Source organism: Mesorhizobium sp. 113-3-9, assembly GCF_016756515.1.
GTDB lineage: Bacteria > Pseudomonadota > Alphaproteobacteria > Rhizobiales > Rhizobiaceae > Mesorhizobium.
In genome coordinates this window covers 6477220-6501633 of the sequence record NZ_AP023246.1, presented here as the reverse complement: position 1 = coordinate 6501633, position 24414 = coordinate 6477220, and the positions used below count along the sequence as shown (strand labels likewise).

At 61.8% G+C, this 24414-nt stretch carries 21 protein-coding genes; 16 read left to right on the top strand and 5 right to left on the bottom strand.

All coding sequences use genetic code 11. The features are described 5' to 3' along the window. Window position 1: 1 nt before the first annotated feature. Both MesoLj_RS31410 and MesoLj_RS31405 read right to left on the bottom strand, forming a co-directional pair. On the bottom strand, window positions 2-970 hold the full coding sequence (locus MesoLj_RS31410) for an electron transfer flavoprotein subunit alpha/FixB family protein (RefSeq protein ID WP_202323751.1): 969 nt from the start codon (window positions 968-970) through the stop codon (window positions 2-4). Between the two features lie 3 nt (window positions 971-973). Beyond that, a complete protein-coding gene (locus tag MesoLj_RS31405) occupies window positions 974-1738 on the bottom strand; it encodes an electron transfer flavoprotein subunit beta/FixA family protein (protein ID WP_202323750.1) in 765 nt (254 codons plus the stop codon). 315 nt (window positions 1739-2053) lie between these two features. Here MesoLj_RS31405 and MesoLj_RS31400 point away from each other — a divergent pair, with 315 nt between their 5' ends. From MesoLj_RS31400 to MesoLj_RS31350, 11 genes are all read left to right on the top strand, one after another. Further along, window positions 2054-3268, top strand: a complete 1215-nt coding sequence (locus MesoLj_RS31400; protein WP_181180074.1) for a substrate-binding domain-containing protein — start codon at window positions 2054-2056, stop codon at window positions 3266-3268. Between the two features lie 73 nt (window positions 3269-3341). Next, on the top strand, window positions 3342-4883 hold the full coding sequence (locus MesoLj_RS31395; RefSeq protein ID WP_202323749.1) for a sugar ABC transporter ATP-binding protein: 1542 nt from the start codon (window positions 3342-3344) through the stop codon (window positions 4881-4883). After that, window positions 4880-5830, top strand: coding sequence for an ABC transporter permease (locus MesoLj_RS31390; RefSeq protein ID WP_202323748.1), 951 nt, complete (start codon window positions 4880-4882; stop codon window positions 5828-5830). The genes MesoLj_RS31395 and MesoLj_RS31390 overlap by 4 nt, the downstream gene beginning before the upstream one ends. Window positions 5831-5832: 2 nt before the next feature. Next, on the top strand, window positions 5833-6801 hold the full coding sequence (locus tag MesoLj_RS31385; protein ID WP_202323747.1) for an ABC transporter permease: 969 nt from the start codon (window positions 5833-5835) through the stop codon (window positions 6799-6801). A 36-nt stretch (window positions 6802-6837) separates the two neighbouring features. Beyond that, the gene (locus MesoLj_RS31380) at window positions 6838-8511 is read left to right on the top strand and encodes a GMC family oxidoreductase (RefSeq protein WP_202323746.1); all 1674 of its coding nucleotides are present in this window, start codon (window positions 6838-6840) and stop codon (window positions 8509-8511) included. A 1-nt stretch (window position 8512) separates the two neighbouring features. Beyond that, complete coding sequence (locus tag MesoLj_RS31375) at window positions 8513-8920, top strand: hypothetical protein (RefSeq protein WP_202323745.1); 408 nt, start codon at window positions 8513-8515, stop codon at window positions 8918-8920. A 29-nt stretch (window positions 8921-8949) separates the two neighbouring features. Continuing rightward, entirely contained in the window at window positions 8950-9327 is a 378-nt protein-coding gene (locus tag MesoLj_RS31370) for a carboxymuconolactone decarboxylase family protein (RefSeq protein ID WP_140775049.1), read from the top strand. Beyond that, a complete protein-coding gene (locus MesoLj_RS31365) occupies window positions 9324-10823 on the top strand; it encodes an aldehyde dehydrogenase (RefSeq protein ID WP_446720270.1) in 1500 nt (499 codons plus the stop codon). Before MesoLj_RS31370 ends, MesoLj_RS31365 begins: the two co-directional genes overlap by 4 nt. 21 nt (window positions 10824-10844) lie before the next feature. Further along, window positions 10845-12347 (top strand): aldehyde dehydrogenase family protein, encoded by a 1503-nt coding sequence (locus MesoLj_RS31360; protein WP_140775051.1) that lies wholly within the window; start codon window positions 10845-10847, stop codon window positions 12345-12347. Between the two features lie 15 nt (window positions 12348-12362). After that, window positions 12363-13277, top strand: coding sequence for an SMP-30/gluconolactonase/LRE family protein (locus tag MesoLj_RS31355; RefSeq protein WP_140775052.1), 915 nt, complete (start codon window positions 12363-12365; stop codon window positions 13275-13277). A 58-nt stretch (window positions 13278-13335) separates the two neighbouring features. After that, entirely contained in the window at window positions 13336-14265 is a 930-nt protein-coding gene (locus MesoLj_RS31350; protein ID WP_140775053.1) for a LysR family transcriptional regulator, read from the top strand. A 205-nt stretch (window positions 14266-14470) separates the two neighbouring features. Here MesoLj_RS31350 and MesoLj_RS31345 read toward each other — a convergent pair whose 3' ends face one another. The 3 genes from MesoLj_RS31345 to MesoLj_RS31335 all read right to left on the bottom strand — a co-directional run bounded on the left by MesoLj_RS31345 (window position 14471) and on the right by MesoLj_RS31335 (window position 18443). Then, entirely contained in the window at window positions 14471-16015 is a 1545-nt protein-coding gene (locus MesoLj_RS31345) for an acetolactate synthase large subunit (protein ID WP_202327556.1), read from the bottom strand. Window positions 16016-16034: 19 nt separating this feature from the next. Continuing rightward, the gene (locus MesoLj_RS31340; RefSeq protein WP_202323744.1) at window positions 16035-17498 is read right to left on the bottom strand and encodes an FAD-binding oxidoreductase; all 1464 of its coding nucleotides are present in this window, start codon (window positions 17496-17498) and stop codon (window positions 16035-16037) included. A 66-nt stretch (window positions 17499-17564) separates the two neighbouring features. Beyond that, window positions 17565-18443, bottom strand: a complete 879-nt coding sequence (locus MesoLj_RS31335; protein ID WP_244735225.1) for an SMP-30/gluconolactonase/LRE family protein — start codon at window positions 18441-18443, stop codon at window positions 17565-17567. Between the two features lie 451 nt (window positions 18444-18894). Here MesoLj_RS31335 and MesoLj_RS31330 point away from each other — a divergent pair, with 451 nt between their 5' ends. The 5 genes from MesoLj_RS31330 to MesoLj_RS31310 are packed head-to-tail and all read left to right on the top strand — an operon-like array spanning window position 18895 to window position 24402. Then, a complete protein-coding gene (locus MesoLj_RS31330; protein WP_244735224.1) occupies window positions 18895-20439 on the top strand; it encodes an ABC transporter substrate-binding protein in 1545 nt (514 codons plus the stop codon). 39 nt (window positions 20440-20478) lie between these two features. Then, a complete protein-coding gene (locus MesoLj_RS31325; protein ID WP_140775055.1) occupies window positions 20479-21498 on the top strand; it encodes an ABC transporter permease in 1020 nt (339 codons plus the stop codon). Between the two features lie 8 nt (window positions 21499-21506). After that, on the top strand, window positions 21507-22358 hold the full coding sequence (locus MesoLj_RS31320) for an ABC transporter permease (protein WP_202323743.1): 852 nt from the start codon (window positions 21507-21509) through the stop codon (window positions 22356-22358). After that, window positions 22355-23356 carry an ABC transporter ATP-binding protein gene (locus MesoLj_RS31315; protein WP_202327553.1) on the top strand — a complete coding sequence of 334 codons (1002 nt, stop codon included), beginning with the start codon at window positions 22355-22357 and terminating at the stop codon, window positions 23354-23356. The genes MesoLj_RS31320 and MesoLj_RS31315 overlap by 4 nt, the downstream gene beginning before the upstream one ends. Continuing rightward, window positions 23353-24402, top strand: coding sequence for an ABC transporter ATP-binding protein (locus tag MesoLj_RS31310; protein ID WP_202323742.1), 1050 nt, complete (start codon window positions 23353-23355; stop codon window positions 24400-24402). The genes MesoLj_RS31315 and MesoLj_RS31310 overlap by 4 nt, the downstream gene beginning before the upstream one ends. Window positions 24403-24414: the final 12 nt, after the last annotated feature.

The window sequence follows — 24414 nt, the reverse complement described above, 5'->3', positions numbered from 1 at the left end:
CTCAACGGCCAGAGCCGGCTCGCAGCCTGTCGCTCAGATTGGCGACGAGATCGAACAGGTCACAGGTCGCGCCGTAATGCGCGACATTGAAGATGGGGGCCTTCGGATCGGTGTTGACGGCAATGATGAGGTCGGCCTGCGACATGCCCTCGAGATGTTCGGGCGCGCCGGACACGCCGAGCGCCAGGTAGAGCTTCGGCTTCACCTTCTGGCCGGATTTGCCGACCTGGCGCAGCTTCGGCAGCCAGCCATTGTCGACCACAGGACGGCTGCCGGCGATCTCCGCCCCCAGCATCGTCGCCAGATTGCGAGCAAGGTCGATGCTTGCCTCGTCGCCGATGCCGCGGCCCACGCACACGATCCTGTCGGCTGTCGTCAGATCGACGTCGGCATAATCCGGCATGTCGATGGCCACCATCTTCACCTTGCCGCTGGTGAGTACGGGTTCGGCATCGATCGTCTGCACGTTCATGGGCGCGATCGGATCCGGCGCTGCCGCCGCGAAGGCTCCTGGGTTGATCATCAGAACCGCGGGCAGCCGCACTTCACATTCGGCCAGTATCTTGCCGCCATACATCTGCGCGACGATCGTCAGGCCTTCGCCATGCCGCTTGATTTCATTGACATAGGAGATGAGCGGCCAGCCGGTTCGCGCCGCGATGTCCGCTGCCACGTCCAGTCCGTTTGCCGAATAGGGAACCAGGATCAGGCCGGGGCTTTCGGCGGTGATGACGTCGCGCAGAAGCAGCGCGTAGGCCTCGGCGGGAATGACATCCGATTTTGTCGAGCGGGCCACTATCAGGCGATCGGCGGCACCAAGGCAAGCGGATGCGCCTTCCGCGTCACGACCGGCGAAAAAGGCAACGACTTCGTCGTCGGCCTCGGCCAGCGAGCGCGCCGCGGCGATCATCTCAAGTGAGAAGGCTTCGATCTTGCCGGAATGGCCTTCGGTACAGGCAATCAATTTCATGGCTTAGTTCCTCGCCAGGCCTTTGGCTGCCAGGATGGTGATCAAGCGATCCGCGACTGTCTCAGCGTTGCCGCCGAGGTTCTCGCCGGAGCCGCCCTGGACTGGCAGGCGCAATGTGATGATCTCGGCGGTACGCTCGAAGCCCGACAATTCGGGCGTGGCGCGGCCGATGGGCGTCTTGGACGCCTCGCGAAGCTTGCTGCCCGAGACATAGCGGGGCGCCTTCGACGCGGTCTGAACGCCGAGCACCGCCGGCGTGGCCAGCTCATAGGTGACGGCGACACCCGCGCCGCGCTCTTGCGTGACCCGAAGCACGGCGCCGTTCGCAACGATACGGTTGGTTCCCGAGACATGCGGCCAGTCGAGCAGCGCGCCGACATAGGGCGCGAGCTGGCCAAAGACATCCTCGCTCGATTGGACGCCGCACAGAACCAGGTCTGCCGACCTTGCCCTCGCCATCGCGGCGATGGAAGCCGCGATCTCTCGTGAGGAGATCATGGCGTCCTCCTCGAATTGGAGGGCCACGACTTCGTCGGCGCCGCGCGCCGCGGCCATCTGCAGGATCCGGTTGGCACCTTCGCCAACGGCCACCGCCGTTACCTTCGCACCGACGGCTTCCTTGAGCAGGATTGCTTCCTCGAGGGCATGATCATCGAAATCGTTGAGCTGGAAATCCAGCCATTCCCGATCGATGCTGCGGCCGTCCTCGGCGAGTTGCAGCTCGCCCGCGGAATCCGGGATCATGCGCAAGACGACAAGAATATTCACGGCCTCTCCTCCGACGGAACGCACCTCAAGCGCCCAGAACCGGCTGCTAGATAAGTCGTATTCTTCGCTGCTCCCAATGGCCAAAAAGGTAATAGCAGCTATTACAAGACGGCAGATTGACGATCATGGGTAATCGACTGCTAACTTGCGTCAAATCGCGTCCAATCGAATTTTCCTGAATTGGAGGTTGTCAGGAGAATGCTCGTGCGATTTGCCCGAGATATAAACATATATTCTTTGTTTATACTTTCTCGGTTGCGAGAATATCTGAGGAGAATTTTAAACGCTCTGTCGAGCGTTAAGGAGGAGGAACCAATGTCAATAAAGAGCATTCTAGACCACAAGATTTCCCGTAAGGGCTTTATCCGGGGCATGCCGGCCGTGGCGGCAGCCATGGCCGCCGCGCCGGCCATCCAACTCGCCCAGACCAGCGCGGCCGTCGCTTCAGAGACGGCGGAAAAGAAGCCTGGCTATTACGGCGCGCCGCGCACCTGGATGTGGAACCCCAATGCCAACACCATGGTCGACACCTCGAAATGGAAGAAGGCGGGTCCGTACACGATCGGGTTCTCCAATGCTTCGATTTCCAATGCCTGGCGCGTCGCCTTTCAGCATGGCGTCCTGTGGTCCGCCGGCCAGCATCGCGACGAGATCGCTCATCTTCTCGTCACCGACGCCAATGACGATCCTTCCAAGCAGATCGCGGATATCCAGGATCTGATCAGCCAGGGCGTCGATATTCTGCTCATTGCGGCCTCGACCGAGGACGCGCTCGATTCCGTCGTCGGCCGTGCAACCGAACAGGGCATCCCTGTTGTCATGGTCGATCGCAAGGTGAAGACGCCGGCCAACTACATCACCTACGTCACGGCATCCGACTGGGCGTTGGGCCGTCTCGAGGCGCAGTGGTTGTGCGAGACGCTGGGCGGCAAGGGCAACATCGTGATGCTTCCGGGCATCGCCGGGTCGAGCGTCGCGGAAATCCGCATCAAGGCGAACGAGGAAGTGTTCTCGAAGTTTCCCGACATCAAGGTGCTGGAGAAGCAGTATTGCGACTGGAATCCGGCAACCGGCAAGTCGGTGATGGCCGCGCTGATCCAGAAGCACGGCAAGGCCATCGACGGTGTCTTGGCCGACAGCGCGCTACAGGGCTATGGCGCGATCGAAGCGTTTCTTGACGCCGGCTACAAGGACGGCGAATTCCCGCCGATGACCGGTGGCGACGTTGCCCGGATGTATCAGCTGGCCAACCAGCACAACATCAAGATGGTCGGCATCGACTATCCGACGTCGATGGGCATCACCGGCATCGAGACCGCGCTCGACGTGCTCAAGGGTATCTCGGTCCCGGACAAGGTCGAGGTGAGCTTCCAGGTCGTCACGTCGCCCGGCGCGGATACGGTCTCGGTCAAGGGCGACAGGCATCTGCTCGACCATGTCAGCATGAGCGACCCGGGCGATCTGTCGCCAAGCAACGGGCTGCCTGCCGGCTACAATCCGAGCACATTCAATCCCGACTATCCGAAGTAAGCCTCCCAAGCGACCCGGTGTGCGCCCTTCTGGGCGCGCACCGGACGTGCATTGAACAGTTCGAGCACCGGATATGTCAGCGTCTGTTATTGAACTCAGTCAGATCGAGAAGGACTATCCTGGAGTCAAACCCCTGGACAAGGTCGATTTCGCCGTGCAACCCGGCGAGATTCACGCCCTTCTCGGCGAAAATGGCGCGGGCAAGTCGACGCTGATCCGCGTCATGGGCGGCGTGACCAAACCGAATTCCGGGACCATGACCTATCTCGGCAGGCCGGTTTCCTGGCAGTCGCCGAAGGAAGCACGCGCGGCCGGCATCCACGTGATCCATCAGGAGCTTGCTCTTTTTCCCGAGCTTTCCGTTGCCGAGAACATTCTGGTCGATACGCAGCCCCGCGGCATGCTGGGTCTCATTTCAAACCGCGCCCGCCACGTCCGCGCCGCTGAAATTCTCTCACAGCTCGGCGTCGACATTCCAACCCACGCCAGGATCGACGAATTGCCGCTTGCCGACCAGCAAATGGTCGAGATCGCGAAAGCCCTGGTCGGCAAGGTGCGGCTGCTCATCCTGGACGAGCCGACGGCGGTCATCGCCGGACGCGAGGTCGATCTTTTGTTCGAGAACATGCGCAGGCTGCGCAACGAAGGCGTCGGTATCGTCTACGTCTCCCATAGGCTGGAGGAAATCTTCGAGATCGCCGACACGGTCACGATCCTCAAGGACGGCCAGCTCGTCGGCACGAGCCCGGTAAGCGCGCTCACGCGCGAAGAGATGATCACCCGGATGGTCGGTCGCCGGCTCAGCCAGATCTATCCGCCGCGGCGCACCGCACCGGCGAGCGGCCCGGATGTGCTCACCGTTCGCAACCTCAAGGCTGGTCCGCGCGTCCGTGACGTCAGCCTCAACGTCAAGGTTGGCGAAATCGTCGGCGTCGCCGGCATGGTCGGTTCGGGGCGCACGGAGGTCGCCGAGGCGATCTTCGGCACGCGCGCCGTGGAGAGTGGTGTGATCGAATTCGATGGCAAGCCATTTGCGGCGAAGCTTCCGAAGGGCTCGATACGCCACGGGCTCGGTTTTCTGACCGAGAGCCGAAAGGACGACGGCCTGTTTCTCGGCCTGCCGATTTCCGCCAACATCGTAGCGCCCGACCTCGAAGGCATAACGAAACATGGCCTGATCGACCGCAAGCAGGAACGTGCGGTGGCCATGCGGCAGATCCAGGACTTCTCGGTCGCGACGCCGTCGCCTGACGTGAAGATCGGCAATCTCTCCGGTGGGAACCAGCAGAAGGTGTTGTTCAGCCGCTGGTCGCGGATCGCCAGCAGGCTGCTTATCCTCGACGAACCAACGCGCGGGGTCGATATCGGGGCCAAGGTGGAGATTTATCGCATCGTGCGCCGGCTGGCGGATTCTGGCGTCGGCGTGCTGATGATCAGTTCGGAACTGCCCGAGATCGTCGGCCTTTCCGACAGGGTCTTCGTGATGGCGCAAGGCTATGTCGTCGGCGAAATCAAAGGCGATGCGCTCGGCGAGGAGGCGATCATGGATCTCGCCGTGCGATCTGTCGGGCACCGCAAGGCGGAAATTGATCAACGTGCGGAGCCGGTAGGATGAGTGCGATCACGATGGATCTTCGCCGCAACCGGCTGATGCTTTCCTATCTGATCGTGGCTGTGCTGCTGGTCCTGCTTGCGGTCGCCGGCGGCTTCTTGTCCGATCGGTTCCTGACCTGGCGCAACATCGGCAACCTGTTCCAGCAGCTCATCGTGCTGGGCATGGTCAGCCTGGGCCAGACGTTTGTCGTGCTGATGGGCGGCATCGATCTGGCGGTCGGTTCGCTGGTTGGTGCGCTCACCGTCTTTCTGGCGAACTTCCTCGAATGGCGCCCCGATCTGGTGTGGCTTGCACTGCCGCTCGCATTGGTCGCAGCGACCGCTGTGGGCGCGCTCAACGGGTTGTTGACGGTCGTGCTGCGCGTCCATCCGTTGATCGTCACGCTCGGCATGTCCTCGATCATCTTCGGCGGAACGCTGATGTACCGCAAGGAGCCCGGTGGCTCCGTACCGCGTGCCTTCGCGGATATCGCCTATGCAAAGGTCGGCGGCATTCCGCTCAGCGCCGTCGTGCTCGTCGTGATTTTCGCGCTCGCCGGGCTTTGGCTGCAGCGCACGCGCACCGGCCGCAGCATCTACTTCGTCGGCGGCGACCGGGAAGCGGCGCGGCTGAACGGGTTGCCGGTCGATCGTATCGTGGTGCTTGCCTACGCGCTGTCGGGCCTGTGCGCGGGCATAGCGGCGATTTTCCTGACTGCGCGAACTGGCGTTGGCGACCCGCGGATCGGTGCCGCGCTGACGCTGCAGTCGGTGACGCCAGTGGTGGTCGGAGGCACCATCCTGGCCGGCGGAAGAGGCGGCGTGCTTGGCACTTTCCTTGGCGTGCTGCTCGTCACCATGCTCAACAGCCTGCTGAACTTCGTCAATGTCTCGTCCTACTACCAGTGGGTCATCCAGGGGCTTATCATCATCATCGCCGTCGGCATCCACACACCAAGGCGGAGATAATGATGGCGCCTCTCGATACCCCGATGCCGCGATCGCAAGGCATTTCCCTGGCGTCTGTCTTCGAGCGCTACGGGCTGGTGGTCTTCTTGGTCGTGCTGATGACCGTCGCGGCTCTTGCCTCACCGACCTTTCTGCGACCGGCCAACCTGGTCAATGTGCTGACCATCGCGGCACCGCTTGGCATGGTTGTGATCGGTCAGACCTTCGTCATCCTGGTGCGCGGATTGGACCTGTCAGTGGCCTCGCTGATGGCGACGGTGGCGGTGCTGGCGACCGCTTTCAAAGCCACCACCAATGAAGCGATTCCGATGATCTTCATCGCCGCGATCGCCCTGTCGGCCATGGTGGGCCTGGTGAACGGCTGGCTCGTCGCCAAGCGCAATGTCAGCCCGTTTCTCGCGACACTGGCGATGATGATCATCCTGCAGGGCATTCGTTTCGCCTATACCGGCGGGGCGCCGATCAGCACCTTGCCGCCGGGCATGGGCTTTCTGGCCTCGGGGCGGATTTTTGGCGTACCAGTCAATCTGATCACCCTGGCATTCCTGGCGATCGCGTTCGGCATCGTGCTGCACCGGTCACGCCTCGGCCGTGAGATATTCATGGTGGGAAGCAATCCGAAGGCCGCGTTCCTCAACGGTGTCGCGCCCGATCGCGTGGTCATCCTTTGCTACGTCATCTGCTCGGTCTGTGCGGGAATAGGCGGCCTGTTCCTGCTCGGCTATGTCGGTACCGTCTCGAACTGGGTCGGGCAAGGCTACGAACTGGACTCCATCGTTGCCGCTGTGATGGGCGGCGTGGCGCTCACCGGTGGACGCGGCAACATCTTCGCGGCGCTGCTTGGCGTGGCTGTTCTGGTGGTGATCAACAATCTCGTGCTGCTGCTCGGATTTCCGATCGAGATGCAGCTCATCATCAAGGGCGTCATCATCATCGGCGCGGCGGCGTTTTACCGGACGCGGCTCGCCTGACCCGATGCTGCCGTTGGACCCCAAGGGAGGAAGAAAATGACCGTTGAAGTTCTGGCGGATCGCAGTGCACGGGCAAGGCGCGACGAGGAAGTGGATGTCGTGATCGTCGGGGCCGGCCCATCCGGCTCGGTCGCCGCGCTTCACCTGGCGCGTGCCGGCATTTCCGTTGTCGTGCTCGAACAGGGCGAATGGCCTGATTATGCCGACTATACCGGCGCGCGTCCGGAGCACGAACTTGTCAGCACCAAGCTCTGGCATCCCAATCCCAACGTCCGTGACAATCCCAACGACTATCCGGTCGACACGTCGACGACGGACATCAACCCGCTGATGTTCGCCGGCGTCGGCGGCAGCGCGACGCTTTATGGCGCGCAGTGGATGCATTTCCTGCCGTCTGACTTCCGCGTGCGGTCGATGGACGGCGTGGCCGAGGACTGGCCGTTCAGCTATGAAGACCTGCTGCCTTACCAGCTCGAGATCGAGCGCGAGGTGGGCGTTTCCGGTCTCGCCGGCGATCCGGCCTATCCGCCCCGCGGTGCCTATCCCTTCCCGGCGCTGCCCATCGGCTCCGTCGGTCTGCGTGGTGCGCTGGGCATGGAAAAGATGGGCTGGCACTGGTGGCCCGGCAGCAATGCCATCCCGTCGGAGACGTTCGGCGAACTCAATCCGTGCGTGCGCCGCGGAACCTGTCTTACCGGGTGTCCGGAGGGCGCGAAATCCACGACCGACCGGTCGCATTGGCCGCTGGCATTGAAAGCCGGCGCGCGGCTGGTCACCCGTGCCCGGGTCAAGGAAGTCGAGACCAACGAGCAAGGGCTGGCGACCGGTGTCGTCTATATCGACGCGAACGGCCGGGAGCGGCGCCAGCGCGCCAAGGTGGTCATCCTGTGCGCCAATGGCGTCGGCACGCCGCGACTGCTGCTGATGTCAGGAGGGTCCAGGAACCCGGACGGCCTTGCCAACTCATCGGGCATGGTCGGCAAAAGGCTGATGATGCATCCTTTCGCCAGCGTGCTTGCCTCTTACTCGGATCCGCTCGATTCCTGGCGCGGCCCCTTTGGCCAGCAGGTCTATTCGCTCGAGTTCTACGAGACCGACGAAAGCCGCGGCTTCGTGCGCGGTTCGAAATGGAATTGCATGCCCTCGGGCGGACCGGTTGGCGTATCCGGGGCAACCGGATCCAAGGTCTATGTCGCCGAGAGCGGCCGGTTCCAGGATTTCTGGGGCGCCAACCTGCACGAGAATGTGGCGCGCCGCTTCGGCCACTCGCTGATTTGGGGCATTGTCGGTGAGGATCTTCCGGAAGAGAGCAACCAGGTGATCCTGTCCAAGGATATGACGGACTCAGACGGTCTGCCCGCGCCACAGATCGTCTACAAGGTCAACGAGAACTCCAACCGGCTGTTGAAGTTCAACATCGATCGCTGCCTGGAATCGGTGCGCGCCGCCGGCGCCATCGAGACGCTGGTTTCGACACCGGTGCGAGAATCGGGCTGGCATCTCATCGGCACCACCGTGATGGGCGACGATCCGAAGCGCTCGGTCGTCGATCAATGGGGCGCCTGCCACGACGTGCCCAACCTCTACGTCATGGACGCATCGACCTTCCCGACCTCGGGCGCCACCAACCCGACGGCGACCATCATGGCGGTCGCGCTGCGCAACACGCGACGCATGATCGCCGAGCGCCGCAACCAGAAGGTGGCCTGACATGTCGAACGAGAACACCTTCTTCGCGCTCGCCGATTTCCTCATCCCCGCATATCGCAAGATGCCGAAGTTCAGCGACGTCTGCGGCTATGCCGACGTCGAGAAGTCGCTGGATTTTCGCACGGACCTGAAGCCGGGCTTTGCGCGCGGCATCGCGGTCGATCCGGCCAGCGGCGCAGAGGCTTGCCTGGAAAGCCTCAACAAGGAGGATGGCGAAGCCTTCTCGGCGATCACAACGATTGCCATCGCCACCTATTATATGAGCCCGCGCGTGCGCGAACTGATCGGCTATCCCGGCCAGGAGAACGTCCCCTACGATTCCAAGGCGACGCAGATTTACCTGACCGACGGCTCGCTCGGCCACGTCATTGCGCGCGGCCGCAAATATCGGCCGACTCCCGGCCTTTGATCTCCCAATCAACCGGAAAGGACAATCCAATGAGCAAAGATGTATTCGACAAGGGTTTTGAAATCCGCAAATCGGTTCTGGGCGCAGAATTCGTCGAGAAGTCCTTCGCCAGCGCCGACGATTTCAATCGTCCGCTGCAGGAACTCGTGACGGAATATTGCTGGGGCGCCGTCTGGGGCCGCGACACGCTCGACAAGAAGACCCGCAGCATGCTGAACCTCGCCATGCTCGCTGCCCTCAATCGTCCGCACGAGCTGAAGATGCACGTGAAGGGTGCGCTGACCAACGGTGTGACCAAGGACGAAATCCGCGAAGTCCTTCTACAGGTCGTGATCTATGCCGGCGTACCCGCAGGCGTGGATTCTTTCCGGGTGGCGCGCGAAGCTTTGCAGGAAGTCGGAGCATGACAACCCGTCCGCCGCTCGCCACGGAAAAGCTGTCGATGCTGATCGGCGGCCGCCAGGCCGCCGCTCAGTCGGGGGATTATTTCGAATCCTTCGATCCCTTCACCGGCAAGGCCTGGGCGCTCCTCCCGCGCGCTGGGATAGCCGATGTCGATGCGGCCGTTCAGGCAGCCGCGGCCGCCTTCCGCGGCGAATGGCGGACAATGACCCCAACAGCGCGTGGACAGATCATGACGCGCTTTGCCGACCTCGTGGCGGAGGAGGCCGAGACCCTGGCCGTTCTCGAAACCCGCGACAACGGCAAGCTGATCAATGAAATGCGGATGCAGTGCAAATACATCCCGCAATGGTTCCGCTTCTTTGGCGGCCTCGCCGACAAGATCGAGGGGCGCGTCATCCCGATCGACAAGCCGGGCGTTTTCAACTACACGCGCCGCGAGCCGCTCGGGGTGGTGGCCGCGATCACCCCATGGAACTCGCCGCTGATGCTGGCGACATGGAAGCTTGCTCCCGCGCTCGCCGCAGGCAACACGGTCGTCTGGAAGCCGTCGGAATTCTCCTCGGTGTCGGCTCTGTTCTTCGGCCAGCTTTTCGAGAAGGCGGGCTTTCCCAAGGGCGTCGTCAACATCGTCACCGGTTTCGGCCACGAAATCGGCGATCGACTGGTCACGCATCCCGATGTCGCCAAAGTGGCCTTCACCGGCGGCGACGCGACCGGCCGCCGCGTCTATCAGTCCGCCGCCGGCGGGCTCAAGAAGGTTACGCTCGAACTCGGCGGCAAATCCGCCAACATCGTCTTTGCCGACGCCAAGATGGACGCTGCCATTCCAGGCCTCGTTTCGGGGATCTTCGCCGCGACCGGGCAGACCTGCATCGCCGGATCGCGCGCGCTCGTGCAGCGCTCGGTCTATGACCAGGTGACGGAGAAGCTGGTCGCCTTCGCAAAGACCGCGAGGATCGGCGATCCGCTTGATCCCGAGACCCAGGTGGGTCCGATCACCACCTTGCCGCAGCGCGCCAAGGTGCTCGATTACATCGGCATCGCCAATGGCGAGGGCGCCGCGCAATTGCTCGGCGGCAAGGTACCCGAGGACACATCGATTGCCGATGGCTGGTTCGTCGAGCCGACGATCTTCGGCAACGTGAAGCAGTCCATGCGCATCGCCCAGGAAGAGGTCTTCGGACCGGTGCTGTCGGTCATCCCCTTCGAGGACGAGGACGAGGCGGTGGCTATCGCCAACGACACCATCTACGGCCTTGCGGCCGGGATGTGGACGCAGGACCTTGGTCGGGCGATCCGCCTGCCCGAGCGGCTAGAGGCCGGCAGCGTCTGGGTCAACATGTACCGCGCCACCAGCTATCTCTCGCCTTTCGGCGGCTACAAGCAGTCGGGCATCGGCCGCGAGAACGGCCAGACCGCCATCTACGAATATCTTCAGGAAAAAAGCATCTGGATCGATGCCGGGAATTCCATTCCCGCGCCGTTCGTCCAGCGCTGATCGATGCTTCGGGAGGAAACCATGACCATACGTTTCGATGCCGTGCCGCCACTCGATCCCAAGGTGGCGGCGTTCGTCGGCGGCAGCCATGCGATGCTTGTCGGCAACGCGTGGCTCCCGGCGGCCTCGGGAAAGACGTTGGAAGTGGTCGATCCTTCGAACGGCCGGATCATTGCCGCCGTGCCGGCCGGCGACAGCGCCGACGTCGATCTGGCGGTCCGGGCCGCGCGCAAGGCGATCGACGGCCCCTGGTCGAAAATGGTGCCGGCCGAGCGCGCCAGGCTGATCTGGAAACTCGCCGATCTGATCGATGCCAATGTCGATATGCTGGCGACGCTCAATTCCTATGAGAGCGGCAAGCCGATCGGTGATTCCCGCAATGGCGAGGTGCCATTCACCGCCGAGACGTTCCGCTACTATGCGGGGTGGGCCACGAAGATCAATGGCGAGACGATGACGATCAACGCGCCCGGCGACTGGCATGCCTACACCCGCCGCGAGCCGGTCGGCGTCGTTGGCCAGATCATCCCGTGGAACTTCCCGCTCAGCATGCTCGCCTGGAAGGTGGCGCCGGCCTTGGCGGCCGGCTGCACAATCGTGCTCAAACCGGCCGAGCAGACGCCGCTCGGCGCGCTCTATTTCGGCAGGCTGGTCCAGGACGCCGGTTTTCCGGAAGGCGTAGTCAACATCCTGACCGGCTTTGGCGAAACCGTCGGTGCGGCGATGTCTGCCCATCCCGACATCGACAAGGTGGCATTCACCGGTTCGACCGAGGTCGGCCGGCTGATTGCCCGCGCCGCGACCGGCAATCTCAAGAAGGTCAGCCTGGAACTTGGCGGCAAGGCGCCGACCATCGTGCTTGGCGATGCCGACATCGACATGGCGGTGGCCGGCGCCTCAAGCGCGGCATTCTTCAATGCCGGGCAGAGCTGTGGCGCGGGAACGCGTTTCTTCGTTCACAAGAAGATCTACGACAAGGTCATGTCCGGGATCGCGGAGCGCGCCGAAAAGCTGAAGCTCGGCGCCGGGCTTGATCCTGCGACGGAGCTTGGCCCCGTCGTCTCTCAGCAGCAGATGGAACGCATCACCCGGCTGATCTCGGAAGGCAGGAGCGATGGCGCCGAGATCGTCACTGGCGGCGCGCGTGCGGGTGACGTCGGCTATTTCGTCAAACCGACGGTCATTTCCCGTACGCGGCCTGACATGTCGGTGATCCGCGAAGAGATATTCGGGCCGGTGGCCTGCGCGATGCCCTTCGACGACGAGGACCTGGACAAACTCGCCAGGGATGCCAACAACACCGAGTATGGCCTGGCCGCATCGATCTGGACCAACAATCTGGGCGCCGCGCATCGGCTGGCCGCAAAGATCAAATCCGGCACGGTCTGGGTGAACTGCCACAACTTCAATGACGTCACCATGCCGTTCGGCGGGTTCAAGCAATCGGGCTGGGGGCGCGAACTTGGCGAACAGGCGCTCCAGCTCTACACCGAGACCAAGACCGTCGCGATCCGGCTGCCATAGGCGAGGGGGCGGCCGATGTCCTGCTACGAGACGATCGATGCGCGGTTCGGGGATCTGATCGATCCGGTCGCATTCCTCGAAACCATCCACACGGGAAATCGCTGGGCGGAGGGGCCGGTCTATTTCGCCGACCTTCGCTCGTTGATCTGGAGTGATATTCCCAACGACCGCATGCTGCGATGGGACGAGGAGACGGGCGCGGTTTCGCTGTTCCGAAGCCATGTCTCCAACCCGAACGGCAACACGCGCGATCGCAGCGGAAGGCTGGTCACCTGCATGCAGGGGGAACGCCGCGTCGTGCGTACCGAATGGGACGGCTCGATCACGGTGCTGGCCTCCGCCTATGATGGCAAGCCGCTGAACTCGCCGAACGATGTTGTCGTGAAGTCCGACGGCAGCATCTGGTTCACCGATCCGAACTACGGGATCATCTCCGATTATGTCGGGCGCAAGGGCCTGCAGGAGCAACCGGGCTGCCGCGTCTACAGGATCGATCCGCTATCGGGGAAGATCACCGTCGTTGCCGATGATTTTTCCATGCCGAACGGGCTCGCCTTCTCGCCCGACGAGAAGCACCTTTATATTTCGGACTCCGGTTTTCTAACCGACCGCAGCGCTCCCCATCACGTCAGGCGGTTTGACGTTGACGGCGACAGATTGGCAAATTCCCGCATCTTCGCCGACATATCGCCTGGCATTCCGGATGGTTTTCGCGTTGATGTCATGGGCAATCTCTGGATCAGCGCTTGGGATGGCGTACAATGCCATACGCCCGAGGGTGAACTCATCGGGAAAATCCAGGTGCCGGAAATGGTTGCGAACCTGGCCTTTGGCGGGCCGCGCAACAATCGGCTGTTCATCACGGCGACAACATCGGTCTATGCCGTGTTCCTGAATGTCCGAGGCCAGAAGTACCCGTTCGGCACGTGACACGGACACCACTGGGGGAGCTTGGAAGCGCTGCGGCAGCGGATGGTTGGGGTGAAAGTTGGACACGAAGCAGCTACAGGTATTCATCGCCGTCGGTGCGGCTGGCAGCTTCTCGAAGGCCGCACTCGACCTCAGCGTCACCCAGCCGATGGTCACGCGCCATATTCGTGGGCTTGAGGAGGAACTCGGCGTCGAACTGTTCTATCGCAACGGCCGCGGTGTCGTGCTGACCGAGGCGGGCGTGCTCCTGAAGGCCCATGCCGACGAGATCGTCGAGCGGATGCGGCTGGCGCAGAATGCCGTCTCGAACCTCAAATCCTCGCCGAAGGGAAGGTTGGTGCTGGCCGTGCCGCCTTCGGTCGGCACTGTGTTGACGGTGCCGCTGGTCAAGAAGATCAAGAACGAGTTTCCCAATGTCGCGCTGCAGGTGATCGAAGGCTTCAGCGGCCATATCCTGGAATGGCTGATCGCCGGCCGCATCGATGCCGCCGTGCTCTACAATTCGCCGAACCATCCCTCGGTGCTGACCGAGCCGCTCGCCGATGACGAACTGTTTCTGATCGGGCCGGTCTTATCCGAGCGCGTGCTGCCGCGCGGGCCGGTCGGCCTCAACATCTTCGCCGAGCTGCCGATGATCCTGCCCAGCCGCCCGCACGGGCTGCGGCGGCTTATCGACAACACCCTGGCGGAGCATGGCATCTATCCGCGCGTCGAGATGGAGCTGGAGGCAATGCCTTCAACCTTGCTTCTGGTCGAGGAGGGCACTGGCTATACGGTTCTGCCCTATGCTTCCGTCCATCTCCTTGTCGAGGCTGGCCGCATCGAGGTCTGGCCATTCGACCCGCCGATTACCCGGCAGCTGATCCTCGCGACCTCGTCGCAGCGACCGATGTCCTCGAATTTTCGCCCGCTCTTCCGCGCGGTGCGCACGGAACTGCGGGACATCATTTCCACCCACATCTGGAAACCGACAACTTATCCTGAATGAGTGTTGGTGCCGTCATTCCCGATCGGGTGGAAAGATCGGCCGCAACCCGCTTATCCGTCGGGTCGATGCCGAATGCCCTGAACTACCCGTCAGCATTCGAGTGACGGTGAGACCTCTATGGCGATTGTCGAGGTGTCGGGCTTGCGGCCAGGACATTGGCTAAACTCGCGATAGCGTGCACGCAACTCGGTTGCCAGCCATGTGATCAGGGAACAACCAGTTCGATGAGGAATGGCCCCTTGCGTCGAAACGACATCGTCAGCAATTGCGTGAAACGCTCCATCGTAGCCGCTTGTGCCGCTTCGACGCCGTAGCCCTTTGCCAGATCGATCCAGCTGATCGACGGGTTCTCAAGGCTCATCATGTCGAGCGCGACCCGCCCCGGATCGGCTCCGACATTGGCCAATTCGCCCAGCAGAATTGCGTATTTGCGATTGGAAAGAATGATCGTCGTGACATCGAGGTTTTCGCGTGCCTGCGTCCACAGCCCCTGTGCGGAATAAAGAGCGGATCCGTCCGCTTGCAGGTTGACGATCCTTCGCCCGGGCGCGCCAATGGCCGCTCCCGTGGCGAGCGGAATACCGGCGCCAATCGCGCCGCCCGTAAGTTGCAGCCAGTCGTGCGGGGCGGCATCCTGGGTTTCGGAGAAGAAATCGCGGCCGAAGCTGACGCTCTCATCCACAATGACGCTTTGCTCCGGCAAAAGGGCGCTCAAGGCCTGTGCGACCGCATGCGACGTTATCATTCCGGTCGGAGGCGATATCCTTTCCCTGACAGCAGGCAAGATCGGATGATCAGTGGCGCACAGTTCGTCCGCAAGCCGCAAAAGGGCATCATTCAGATCCTGTTCCGGTCGGGCAAGGACATGAACGACCGCATCTCTTGGCTCGGCCGAAGCAGGCTTGTCCGGGTAGGCAAAGAATGCCACCGGACGCGTTGCGCCCACAAGGATGACGTTTGAAACGTCCGACAGCACCTTGACGGCCTGGTCTATGGGATAAGGGAGCCGAGCAATCGGATATCGTCCTTCACCACGTTCAATGCGGGCATTTGAAACGGGAGCATAAAGCCTGGCATTCGTTGCGGCGGCGATCCTGCTCGCCAGTTCGAGCTGCGGCGCGCGCAACGCCACGCCGCCAAGAATGATCGCCGTCTGCCGGCCTGAACGCAGCAGGCGCGTTGCCGTCATAACGGCGTCGGGGCTCACTTGCGGGGCGCCAGAGACGGCGCGGGGCGACCCCACAATACCGCCCGGGCTCCAGCAGACATCCGACGGCAATATCAGGCTAGCGATGCCGCCCGGGCTTTGCTGTGAGGCTTCGACGGCGGCCGCGGCATCTTCTCCAACGGTGTGCGAACTCGCGGATGTTCTGACCCATCGCGAAACCGGCCGTGACCAGCCTTCGGTATCGGCCGTCAGCGGTGCGTCCAGCGGGCGGTGATAGGTCGCCTGGTCACCAACCAGATTGACGATCGGAGTGTTCGCACGGCGTGCGTTGTGAAGGTTGGCGAGGCCGTTTGCCAGGCCCGGGCCGCAATGCAGCAAGGTGGCGGCTGGCTTGCCGGTCATTCGTCCATAGCCGTCCGCGGCGCCGGTCACCACGCCTTCGAACAGGCCAAGTACACAGCGCATCCCGGCAATGCGGTCCAGCGCCGCGACAAAGTGCATTTCGCTGGTTCCCGGATTGGCAAAGCACGTGCTCACCCCACACGCCAGCAAGGTCCTGACCAGACTCTCGGCACCGTTCATCATTTTCCTGTCCGATCCTTCAAGACGTCGCGTTCGAGGTCGGTCGGCTGGCGGCTCCGTCGTAGCGCGCTATGCCGATCCCCGCGGGGGACGTGACGGCCTTGAGGGCGGAGGCGAGATCCTTGAGTTTCTGTGGTGTGTACGCATCGTAGTAGGCTTGGTTCTTGCGGCCGATTGCGTGCTCGGCGCTGAAGCTGCCGCCGAAATCGTTGACGACGATGTCGACCACCCAGTCGCGGACGCGTCTTTCGAAGGTGCTGTCGGCGGCACTTGCACCGCCCTTCGACGCGACCAGATTGAAATGCACGCCGCCATCGCCGATATGGCCGAAATCGCAGATGGAAACGTCGGGAAATTTTTGCGGGATCTCGATCGCCATTCGTTCGCAGAACGCCATCAGTTGCCCACGGCGGAACGAAAGATCAAAGGCGACAAGCTTGCCCAGATGCTTGACCCCTTCGGAGATCGCATGCCGCAGTGACCAGATCTCATGCGGTGGTCCGAAGATCGCATCCGCTAACGGACAGTCCGCGCTTTCCCAGATTTCAGCGAGCACGCTTTCGAGTGTCTCGGAGAGGGGCTGCTCGCCCTGCCTCGGGTCCCAGCTGCGCGTGATCTCGGCGAGGATGACATAGCTGGGTATCAAGCCGCCCTGGAACGGGTTTCTCAGCGATGGGATATGGGCTAAGGTCGCTGCGATCGCATTCCCCGACATGCCTTCGAAAGCGGTCAGGTATGCGCCCAGCCGCACTTCCATGGCATTGAGTAGTGGCATGATCTTGGCCGGATTCGTCGGCACCAGCAGCGCCGCCGCCGTCTGGCGGGGCAGCCGCTCGAGATTGAGGACGCATTCCGTGATCAGGCCGAAAACCCCTGACGTGCCGATGAACAATTGCTTCCAGTCGACGCCGGTGTTGTTCTTGCGCAGGTCGGAATTCAGGTCGAGGACGGTTCCGTATTCGTCCGCCAGGACGACCGTTAAGCCCAAGGTATTCTTGCGGACATCGCCAAATTTCAGGAAGCGTGCGCCTCCGGTGTTGGTCGCCAGCATGCCGCCCAGCCGCGGATCCGCGCCAAGATCGATGGGGAAAAACAGCCCGTGCCCTTCCAATTTCGCATTGAGTTCGGACAGCCGCATGCCCGCGTCGGCGCGAACGGAGCGGTTGTCGAGGTCAAGTTCGAATTTCCGGTTCATTCGGTCGATGCTCAGAACCGCCTGCCGGCCGCTGGCATCGGGTGTCGATGCCGCGACCACTCCGGTGTTTCCCGCCTGCGGCACGATATGGATTCTCTCGCGCACGCAGTAGGAGATGGCGGCTGCGGCCTGCTGCGTCGTTGCCGGACGCAAGACAAAGGCCGACTTTCCCTGATCGAACCGGGCGCCGACTTCATAGGGGGCCATGTCGGTGCCGGTCAGCACGCCGTTGTCGCCGAGGATGGCGCGCAGTTCAGCAACATGGCGTTCGATCTCAAGGACTGACATATGTCTTGTTCCGTTGTTTCCGCTGGGACTGGAGCACGTTTGTTCGCCGGCGAAAGTCGATGCGCCTCAGCCGGGCCATCCGAACTGCCCGACAGGTGCTCCGGGCACGGCCACCCTGAAGCTTATCAGCGAGCCGCTGTTGGTCCTGCCGGGCGCGATCGTGGAGAGAGACGTCACAAAGAGGGTTCGCAGATCGCTCCCCCCAAAGCAGGGCATGGTGGGCGCATCGAGCGGCACTTTCACCGGGTCGAGCATGAAACCGTCAGGCGTTATTCTATTGAGCCGTCCCGCGGAGACACCGGCGCTCCAATATGTGCCTTGCTGATCGACGGCCGCGCCGTCCGGCAACCCCTTCATCTCGTCGAGTAGGGCGATCATGCGGCCATTTGAAATGTTCCCGGTCGCTGCATCAAAATCGAACGCCTGGATGAAGGGGCCGCGGGAATCCGCGTGATACATGGTCCGTCCATCGGGGCTCCAGGCCAGTCCGTTCGAGACGTAAAGCCCATCGAGAACCTTCCTGCTTCGCCCATCAGGCGTGATGCGATGAAGGGCGCCCGAAGGCGCCCTTGGCACCGCATCGTGCATACTGCCGACCCAGAAACAGCCGTCCGGTCCGACCTTTCCGTCGTTGAGGCGATTCATCGTCATCTCGGGTTCCGGATGGACCAGGAAGTCGAGACGCTGCGTTGCCGGATCAAAGAGATGGATGCCGCTGCGCAAGGCGACGACGAGGAGGCCTCCATTTGCCCTGCCGATGCTGCCGACCTCGCACGGCATCCTGTAGTGCGCGATGCTCCTGGAGATGGGATCAAGGCTGTAGATGGCCGGGCGCAGGATATCGACGAACCAGAGGATGGACCGAATGGGGTCCCACACCGGACTCTCGCCAATCTCGAGCCCGAAATCGATGCAGGTCTCGAACGAATTGGTCGTTATGGGCACGTCTATCTCCACCTTGCACTCCAAGACAGTCGGCGTCCGATGCGATGTTGGAAATTTGATATAGCAAAATTGCTATCTTTGTCGACTGTTGATCATGCTTGTGGCCGTCATATTTCTCGGAGAGGGGGCTTTTCGGCAGGGTTTTGGGCAAGGCAGCCTGGTGTTTGGCTGTCTGAATGTCATCAGAATCAGGGATTTACACCAAGAATCGTACCGTCAAATAGGGATAGGCATGGATTCTGTCGAAATGCGCTCAAGGTGAGCCGGTCTGCCTTGTCGCTTAAAAAGAGATTGACAGGCGTTCGGGATTGGCATCTATGATATATCAAATAAGGCGCTCTGAACTGAATCAGGCGGACAACAAGGGGAATGAGCAATGATCAAAACAGCTGATATGCCCAGTACCGGGCGTGCAATCCGGACCGTCCTTCTCTCAACCACGGTGGCTGTGATGCTGGCCTCCTCGCTCGGCGCCGTGTCGGCGCAGGAGAAGCCGTTGATCATCGCGCGCAACCTCGCGGTCAATTCGCTCGATCCGGCGCGGACCTCCTGCGACACCTGCAATATCTTCCTCTATGCCGTCTACGAGACGCTGGTGCGCCTCGGCGACGACAACAAGACCATCATTCCGGCCTTGGCGCAGAAGTGGGAAGTCAACGGCGACAACACGGAGTTCACTTTCCATCTCAACCCGAAGGCTGTTTTCGCCGATGGGTCGCCGGTCGAAGCCAAGGATGTGAAGTGGTCGTGGGATCGGCTGACCAATTTGCAAGGCGGCATGGCCTGGCTGTTTGAAACGGTGAAGTCGATCGAGACGCCGGACGCTCACACGGTGGTCGTCAAGCTCGCCCAGCCCGACTCCGAATTTCTGGGGAAGGTGATTGCGCCCTACGCTGGTATCGTGAACAGCGACGTCGCCATCGAACATGGCGCCAAGGCCGGCAAGGACGATGCCGCCACCGACTCCGCCGAGCCCTGGTTCCTTGCCAATTCCGCCGGGAGTGGCCCCTATGCGCTGGAATCCTACAGCCCCAATGATGAGCTGCGGTTCAAGCGTAACGCGGCCTATTGGGACAAGCCGGCGGCGATCGAGGAGATTGTCATCAAGCAGACGAAGGACTCGGTTGCCCAGGCCCAGGTCCTGCAGAGTGGCGATGTGGATATAGCCATGCAGATCGCGCCCGACACGGCAAAGACGATCAATGCGCCTGGCGTTACCGTCGAGACTGTTCCCTCGTACAATTTCATCTACATGGCGATCAGCCCGGGAGCGAAATCCAACAAGGTCCCGATGGACACGAAGGTCCGCCAGGCGATCGCCTACGCGCTCGACTACCAGGGCATTATCGACTTCACCATCGGCGGTGCCGGCAAGATGGTGCCGGTGGCAATCCCGAACGGTTTCCCGGGGACCGACGGTCTGCCGATGCCGGTCCATAACGTTGAGAAGGCAAAGGCCCTTCTCAAGGAAGCGGGACTGGCGGACGGATTCGACATCGAGTCAGTGTTCCCAAACGAGAATTACTATGGTGTCGACATGTCGACCTTGATGCAGCTCGTCCAGCAGGACCTGGCCAAGGTCAACATCCGGCTTCAGCTGAAGCCGGTTACCTTCCCCGTTTGGCTCGATACCGTCAAAGGCGATGGAACATCGCTGACGGCGTCCTTCTACGCGCCCGACTATTACGGCACCGACCAGTATGTGAAGACATTTGGCATGATCCCGGGCACGCGCTGGCTGAAGCGTTCGGGAGCGGAGCGGGTGCAGGGAGTCCTCAACATGGAGGAGAAGGCGTTGTTGGACAAAGCTGTCGCATCGCCCACCGAGGCGCGTGACAAACTTTACAATGAGATCGCCCTGGAGATGATAAAGGATCGCGTCATCGTCCCGTTGGTCGGGCCGGACACGGTGCTTGCCTACAGCAGCAAGGTGCAAGGCATGAAGTACAGCGTCACCGCCGTGCTGCCGTTGCAGGATCTCAGCATCAAGAAATAGCGCCCAGTCGCGGAGTGGCCTGATCGAGAGTTCGAATTCATGCAAGCCTACCGATATGTCTTTCGTCGCTTGATCGGGCTGCCGCCGCTTCTGCTTGGTGTTCTGACCGTCGCCTTCATCCTGTCACATGGCACGCAGGCCGATCCCTTGTCATCGATCCTGCCGGAGCGCCAGCTCAGCAATCCCGAGGCCGTGGCGGCCGCCAAGGCAAGATGGGGGCTCGATAAGAGCCCGGTCGAGCAATACGTCCTTTATGTCAAGAACGTCGTCACCGGCGATCTCGGCATTTCCTTTCGTACCAAGCGCCCGGTTTCGCAGGATCTCCTGGCACGTCTGCCGGCCACGCTGGAGCTTGTCATCGCAGCCCTGCTTGTCGGTTCGGTCTCCGGTATTCTGCTGGGTGTGCTGGCAGCGAGAATGAGAGACACGATTGTCGATCACCTGGTCAGGTTGTTCGCGCTGCTCGGCTCTTCCATTCCCGTCTTCTGGTCGGGTCTGGCAGTGCTGTCGATCTTCTCCGTGCAGCTTGGAATCCTGCCTGGGCCAGGCAGGCTCGATTCACGTTCCACTCCTGTGGATCCAATCACCGGGTTCTACACCGTCGACGCGCTGTTGCATGGCAACATCTCCAGCTTCTTCGAGGCCGTTTCGCATCTGATCCTTCCGGCTGCTGTTCTGGGTTGGTCGATCACCGGCATTATCTCGCGGCTGGTAAGGGCCAGCATGCTCGACGTCCTTGGCCAGGATTACATCATGATGGCCAGGGCAAAGGGGGCGAGTAGCAAACGCGTGCTCTTCCATCATGCGTTGCGCAATGCACTTATCCCGGCAATCACCGTGATCGGCTATTCCTTTGCATTCCTGATCACTGGCGCGGTTCTGACCGAGACCATTTTCTCGTGGCCAGGCATAGGCTCATATGCCGTGGATTCGGCGCGAGCCCTGGATTATCCGGCGATCATGGGCGTGACCATGCTCGGTGGCGCCGCCTTCCTGCTGACCAATCTCCTGACCGACCTCACCTACGTGCTGGTCGATCCAAGAATCAAACTCCAATAGGCGGCGAGATGGCCAGTATCATATTCGCCCCGTCCCGGCAGCGCCGCCGCCGCGACCTTTGGTCTGTCGTCCCGGGCTATATCGGCCTGGTCATCATCCTGTTCTGGATCATGGCCGCGCTGACGTCCCAATACTGGATGCCTTATGCTCCGCTCGACATGGTCGGCCGGCGCCTGCAGCCACCAAGCTTCGCGCATCTGTTGGGTACCGATGCGCTCGGCCGCGATGTGTTTTCGCGCACCATGGCTGGCGCCGTCTATTCGATCCCCATCGCTTTGCTCGTCGTCTCGGTCGGCGCATTTTTTGGCAGCCTGCTCGGTGCCATCGCCGGTTTCTTCGGCGGCTGGACCAACACGGTGATCATGCGCCTGGTCGACGTGACGTTGTCGTTTCCGCCCATGCTCCTGGCCATGGCCGTGGCCGCCTCTCTCGGACCGGGGCTGTGGACCGCAACATTGGCGATGATTGCCGTCTGGTGGCCGCTCTACACGCGGTTGATGCAGGCACAGGTCATAAGCGTCAAGCAGATGGAGCATGTCGATGCCGCCATCTCGTCTGGTGTCAGGCCGCGTCGGCTGTTGACCCGCTACATTCTGCCGCTTTGCTGGACGCCCATTCTGATCAACGCGACGATGGATTTCGGCCAGGTCGTCTTGCTGGCGGCCTCCCTGAGTTTCATCGGGCTTGGAGCCGCACCGCCGGCGCCGGAATGGGGAGCGATGGTCTCTGACGGCGCGGTCAATTTTTACTACTGGTGGATCGCGGCAGCCCCGGGGGCCGCCATTCTGAGCGTCGTGCTGGCCCTGAATTTCATCGGCGACCGGGTGCGCGACATTTTGGATCCGAGGAAGCATGCATGAAGGATGAAGCGCTTCTCGATGTCCGGGATCTCAAGATCGCGTTCGACACACCGTTCGGATATGTCGACGCCGTGCGCGGCGTGTCGTTTTCCATTCGCAAGGGCGAGATCATCAGCCTGGTCGGCGAATCCGGGTCCGGCAAAAGCATCACCATGCGTGCCGTCATGGGGCTCTTGCCGCCGTCCGCGCGTATCAGCGGCTCGGTAAAATTGCTCGGCAGCGAATTGATAGGCTGCCCGGCCAAGAAACTCGAGCAATTGCGCGGCTCCAGGATGTCGATGATCTTCCAGGATCCGCTGACCGCCTTGAACCCGGTGCTGACCGTCGGAGACCAGGTCATGGAGGCGATACGGATCCACAATCCGACGATCTCGGCGAAACAGGCGCATGATCAGGCGCTCGCGTTGCTTTCCGAAGTCGCGATACCGTTTCCGGAAAAGCGCATGCAGCAATACCCGCACGAATTTTCCGGTGGCATGCGTCAACGGGTGGTGATTGCCATCGCCATCGCGAACAAGCCGGACTTGATCATCGCCGATGAGCCGACCACGGCGCTCGACGTCACGGTCCAGGCTCAGATCCTGGAGCTTTTGAGGCAGCTCTGCCGCCAGCAGGGCACCGGGCTGGTCCTGATCACGCACGATCTCGGCGTTGTCGCCGGCATGGCCGAAGGGGTCTCGGTCATGTATGCGGGATCGATCGTCGAGCGTGCCGCCGTCGACGATCTGTTTGATCGGCCCGGCCATCCCTATACCCGAGGCCTGTTGGGCTCGCTTCCCGAAATGAAAGGCGAGATCGGCCGGCTCATCGACATTGGTGGTGCTCCGCCAACGGCTCAGACCATACCGTCAGGTTGCGCGTTCAACCCGCGTTGTCATTTCGCTATCGATCGGTGCCGGAGCGAATCTCCATCATTGATGAAGGCTGGCGCCTCGGATGTGGCATGCGATTTGGCACCAACGCTGCCGCAGTATCACAGCCGAAGGAAAACGGCATGACGTCGGCCACACGCGACGATCCGACACTGAAGCAAACCGCCGACGAAAGCCCGTCGCAAGCGGACAGGCCGGTTCTGCTCTCAGTGCAAAATCTCGTCAAGGAATTCGGTACTGGGGGAGCCTTTTCGGGATCAAAGAACGCGCCGGTGATCCGCGCGGTCGCCGGAGTGACTTTCGATCTGGCGACAGGAGAGACGCTGGGTCTTGTTGGCGAATCCGGTTGCGGCAAGTCGACCCTCGCGCGTTGCATCCTGCGGCTGTCTCCCCCGACCTCGGGAGAGGTCTTCCTCAACGGCGTCAACCTCGCAAAACTCAGCGAGGAGGAGATGCGCCGGCAGCGCCGTCATCTCCAGGTGGTGTTTCAGGATCCGTTCGCATCGCTTCATCCGCGCATGCGTATCGGCGAGATCATTTCAGAGCCTTTGGGCCTTCTCGATATGACGAAGAAGCAGCGACTGGAGCGCCTTCACGAACTTGTCGACCTGGTCAAGCTGAACAAAGAGCATCTTCAGCGCTTCCCGCACGAGCTTTCGGGCGGTCAAAGGCAACGCGTGGGCATAGCACGTGCGCTTGCGGTCAATCCCAAGGTGGTGATCCTGGATGAGCCCGTCTCAGCGCTCGACGTCAGCATTCAGGCCGGCATTCTGAATCTGCTTGCGGATCTGCAGGAACGGCTTGGCCTCTCCTACCTTTTCGTCGCGCACAATCTTTCCACGGTCCGTCATATCTCGAACCGGGTCGCGGTCATGTACCTTGGAAAGATCGTCGAACTCGCGCCAAGGGAGCAGATATTCGACAGCCCCAGACATCCCTATACCGTCGCGTTGCTTTCCGCCGTGCCCACTGCTGATCCAAGGAGCGAGCGTCAGCGACAGCGGATCGTCTTGAAGGGGGACTTGCCGAGCCCTGCTGCGCCGCCAAGCGGCTGCAGGTTCCGAACCCGGTGTTGGAAGGCACAGGATCTATGCGCAACCGAAGAACCCATGCTGCGCACCGTCGGCAGGTCTACTTTCGCTTGCCATTTTCCGGAGCCCGACGTGAGATAGGGTTTGTTCCGA

What these genes read in the sequence shown, in the direction of transcription:
- MesoLj_RS31310 (WP_202323742.1), top strand. Translation starts at nt 23,353, where the DNA reads ATGACGTCGGCCACACGCGACGATCCGACACTGAAGCAAACCGCCGAC.
- MesoLj_RS31385 (WP_202323747.1), top strand. Translation starts at nt 5,833, where the DNA reads ATGGCGCCTCTCGATACCCCGATGCCGCGATCGCAAGGCATTTCCCTG.
- MesoLj_RS31390 (WP_202323748.1), top strand. Translation starts at nt 4,880, where the DNA reads ATGAGTGCGATCACGATGGATCTTCGCCGCAACCGGCTGATGCTTTCC.
- MesoLj_RS31325 (WP_140775055.1), top strand. Translation starts at nt 20,479, where the DNA reads ATGCAAGCCTACCGATATGTCTTTCGTCGCTTGATCGGGCTGCCGCCG.
- MesoLj_RS31410 (WP_202323751.1), bottom strand. Translation starts at nt 970, where the DNA reads ATGAAATTGATTGCCTGTACCGAAGGCCATTCCGGCAAGATCGAAGCC.
- MesoLj_RS31345 (WP_202327556.1), bottom strand. Translation starts at nt 16,015, where the DNA reads ATGAACGGTGCCGAGAGTCTGGTCAGGACCTTGCTGGCGTGTGGGGTG.
- MesoLj_RS31370 (WP_140775049.1), top strand. Translation starts at nt 8,950, where the DNA reads ATGAGCAAAGATGTATTCGACAAGGGTTTTGAAATCCGCAAATCGGTT.
- MesoLj_RS31365 (WP_446720270.1), top strand. Translation starts at nt 9,324, where the DNA reads ATGACAACCCGTCCGCCGCTCGCCACGGAAAAGCTGTCGATGCTGATC.
- MesoLj_RS31400 (WP_181180074.1), top strand. Translation starts at nt 2,054, where the DNA reads ATGTCAATAAAGAGCATTCTAGACCACAAGATTTCCCGTAAGGGCTTT.
- MesoLj_RS31375 (WP_202323745.1), top strand. Translation starts at nt 8,513, where the DNA reads ATGTCGAACGAGAACACCTTCTTCGCGCTCGCCGATTTCCTCATCCCC.
- MesoLj_RS31320 (WP_202323743.1), top strand. Translation starts at nt 21,507, where the DNA reads ATGGCCAGTATCATATTCGCCCCGTCCCGGCAGCGCCGCCGCCGCGAC.
- MesoLj_RS31330 (WP_244735224.1), top strand. Translation starts at nt 18,895, where the DNA reads ATGCTGGCCTCCTCGCTCGGCGCCGTGTCGGCGCAGGAGAAGCCGTTG.
- MesoLj_RS31315 (WP_202327553.1), top strand. Translation starts at nt 22,355, where the DNA reads ATGAAGGATGAAGCGCTTCTCGATGTCCGGGATCTCAAGATCGCGTTC.
- MesoLj_RS31355 (WP_140775052.1), top strand. Translation starts at nt 12,363, where the DNA reads ATGTCCTGCTACGAGACGATCGATGCGCGGTTCGGGGATCTGATCGAT.
- MesoLj_RS31340 (WP_202323744.1), bottom strand. Translation starts at nt 17,498, where the DNA reads ATGTCAGTCCTTGAGATCGAACGCCATGTTGCTGAACTGCGCGCCATC.
- MesoLj_RS31380 (WP_202323746.1), top strand. Translation starts at nt 6,838, where the DNA reads ATGACCGTTGAAGTTCTGGCGGATCGCAGTGCACGGGCAAGGCGCGAC.
- MesoLj_RS31395 (WP_202323749.1), top strand. Translation starts at nt 3,342, where the DNA reads ATGTCAGCGTCTGTTATTGAACTCAGTCAGATCGAGAAGGACTATCCT.
- MesoLj_RS31360 (WP_140775051.1), top strand. Translation starts at nt 10,845, where the DNA reads ATGACCATACGTTTCGATGCCGTGCCGCCACTCGATCCCAAGGTGGCG.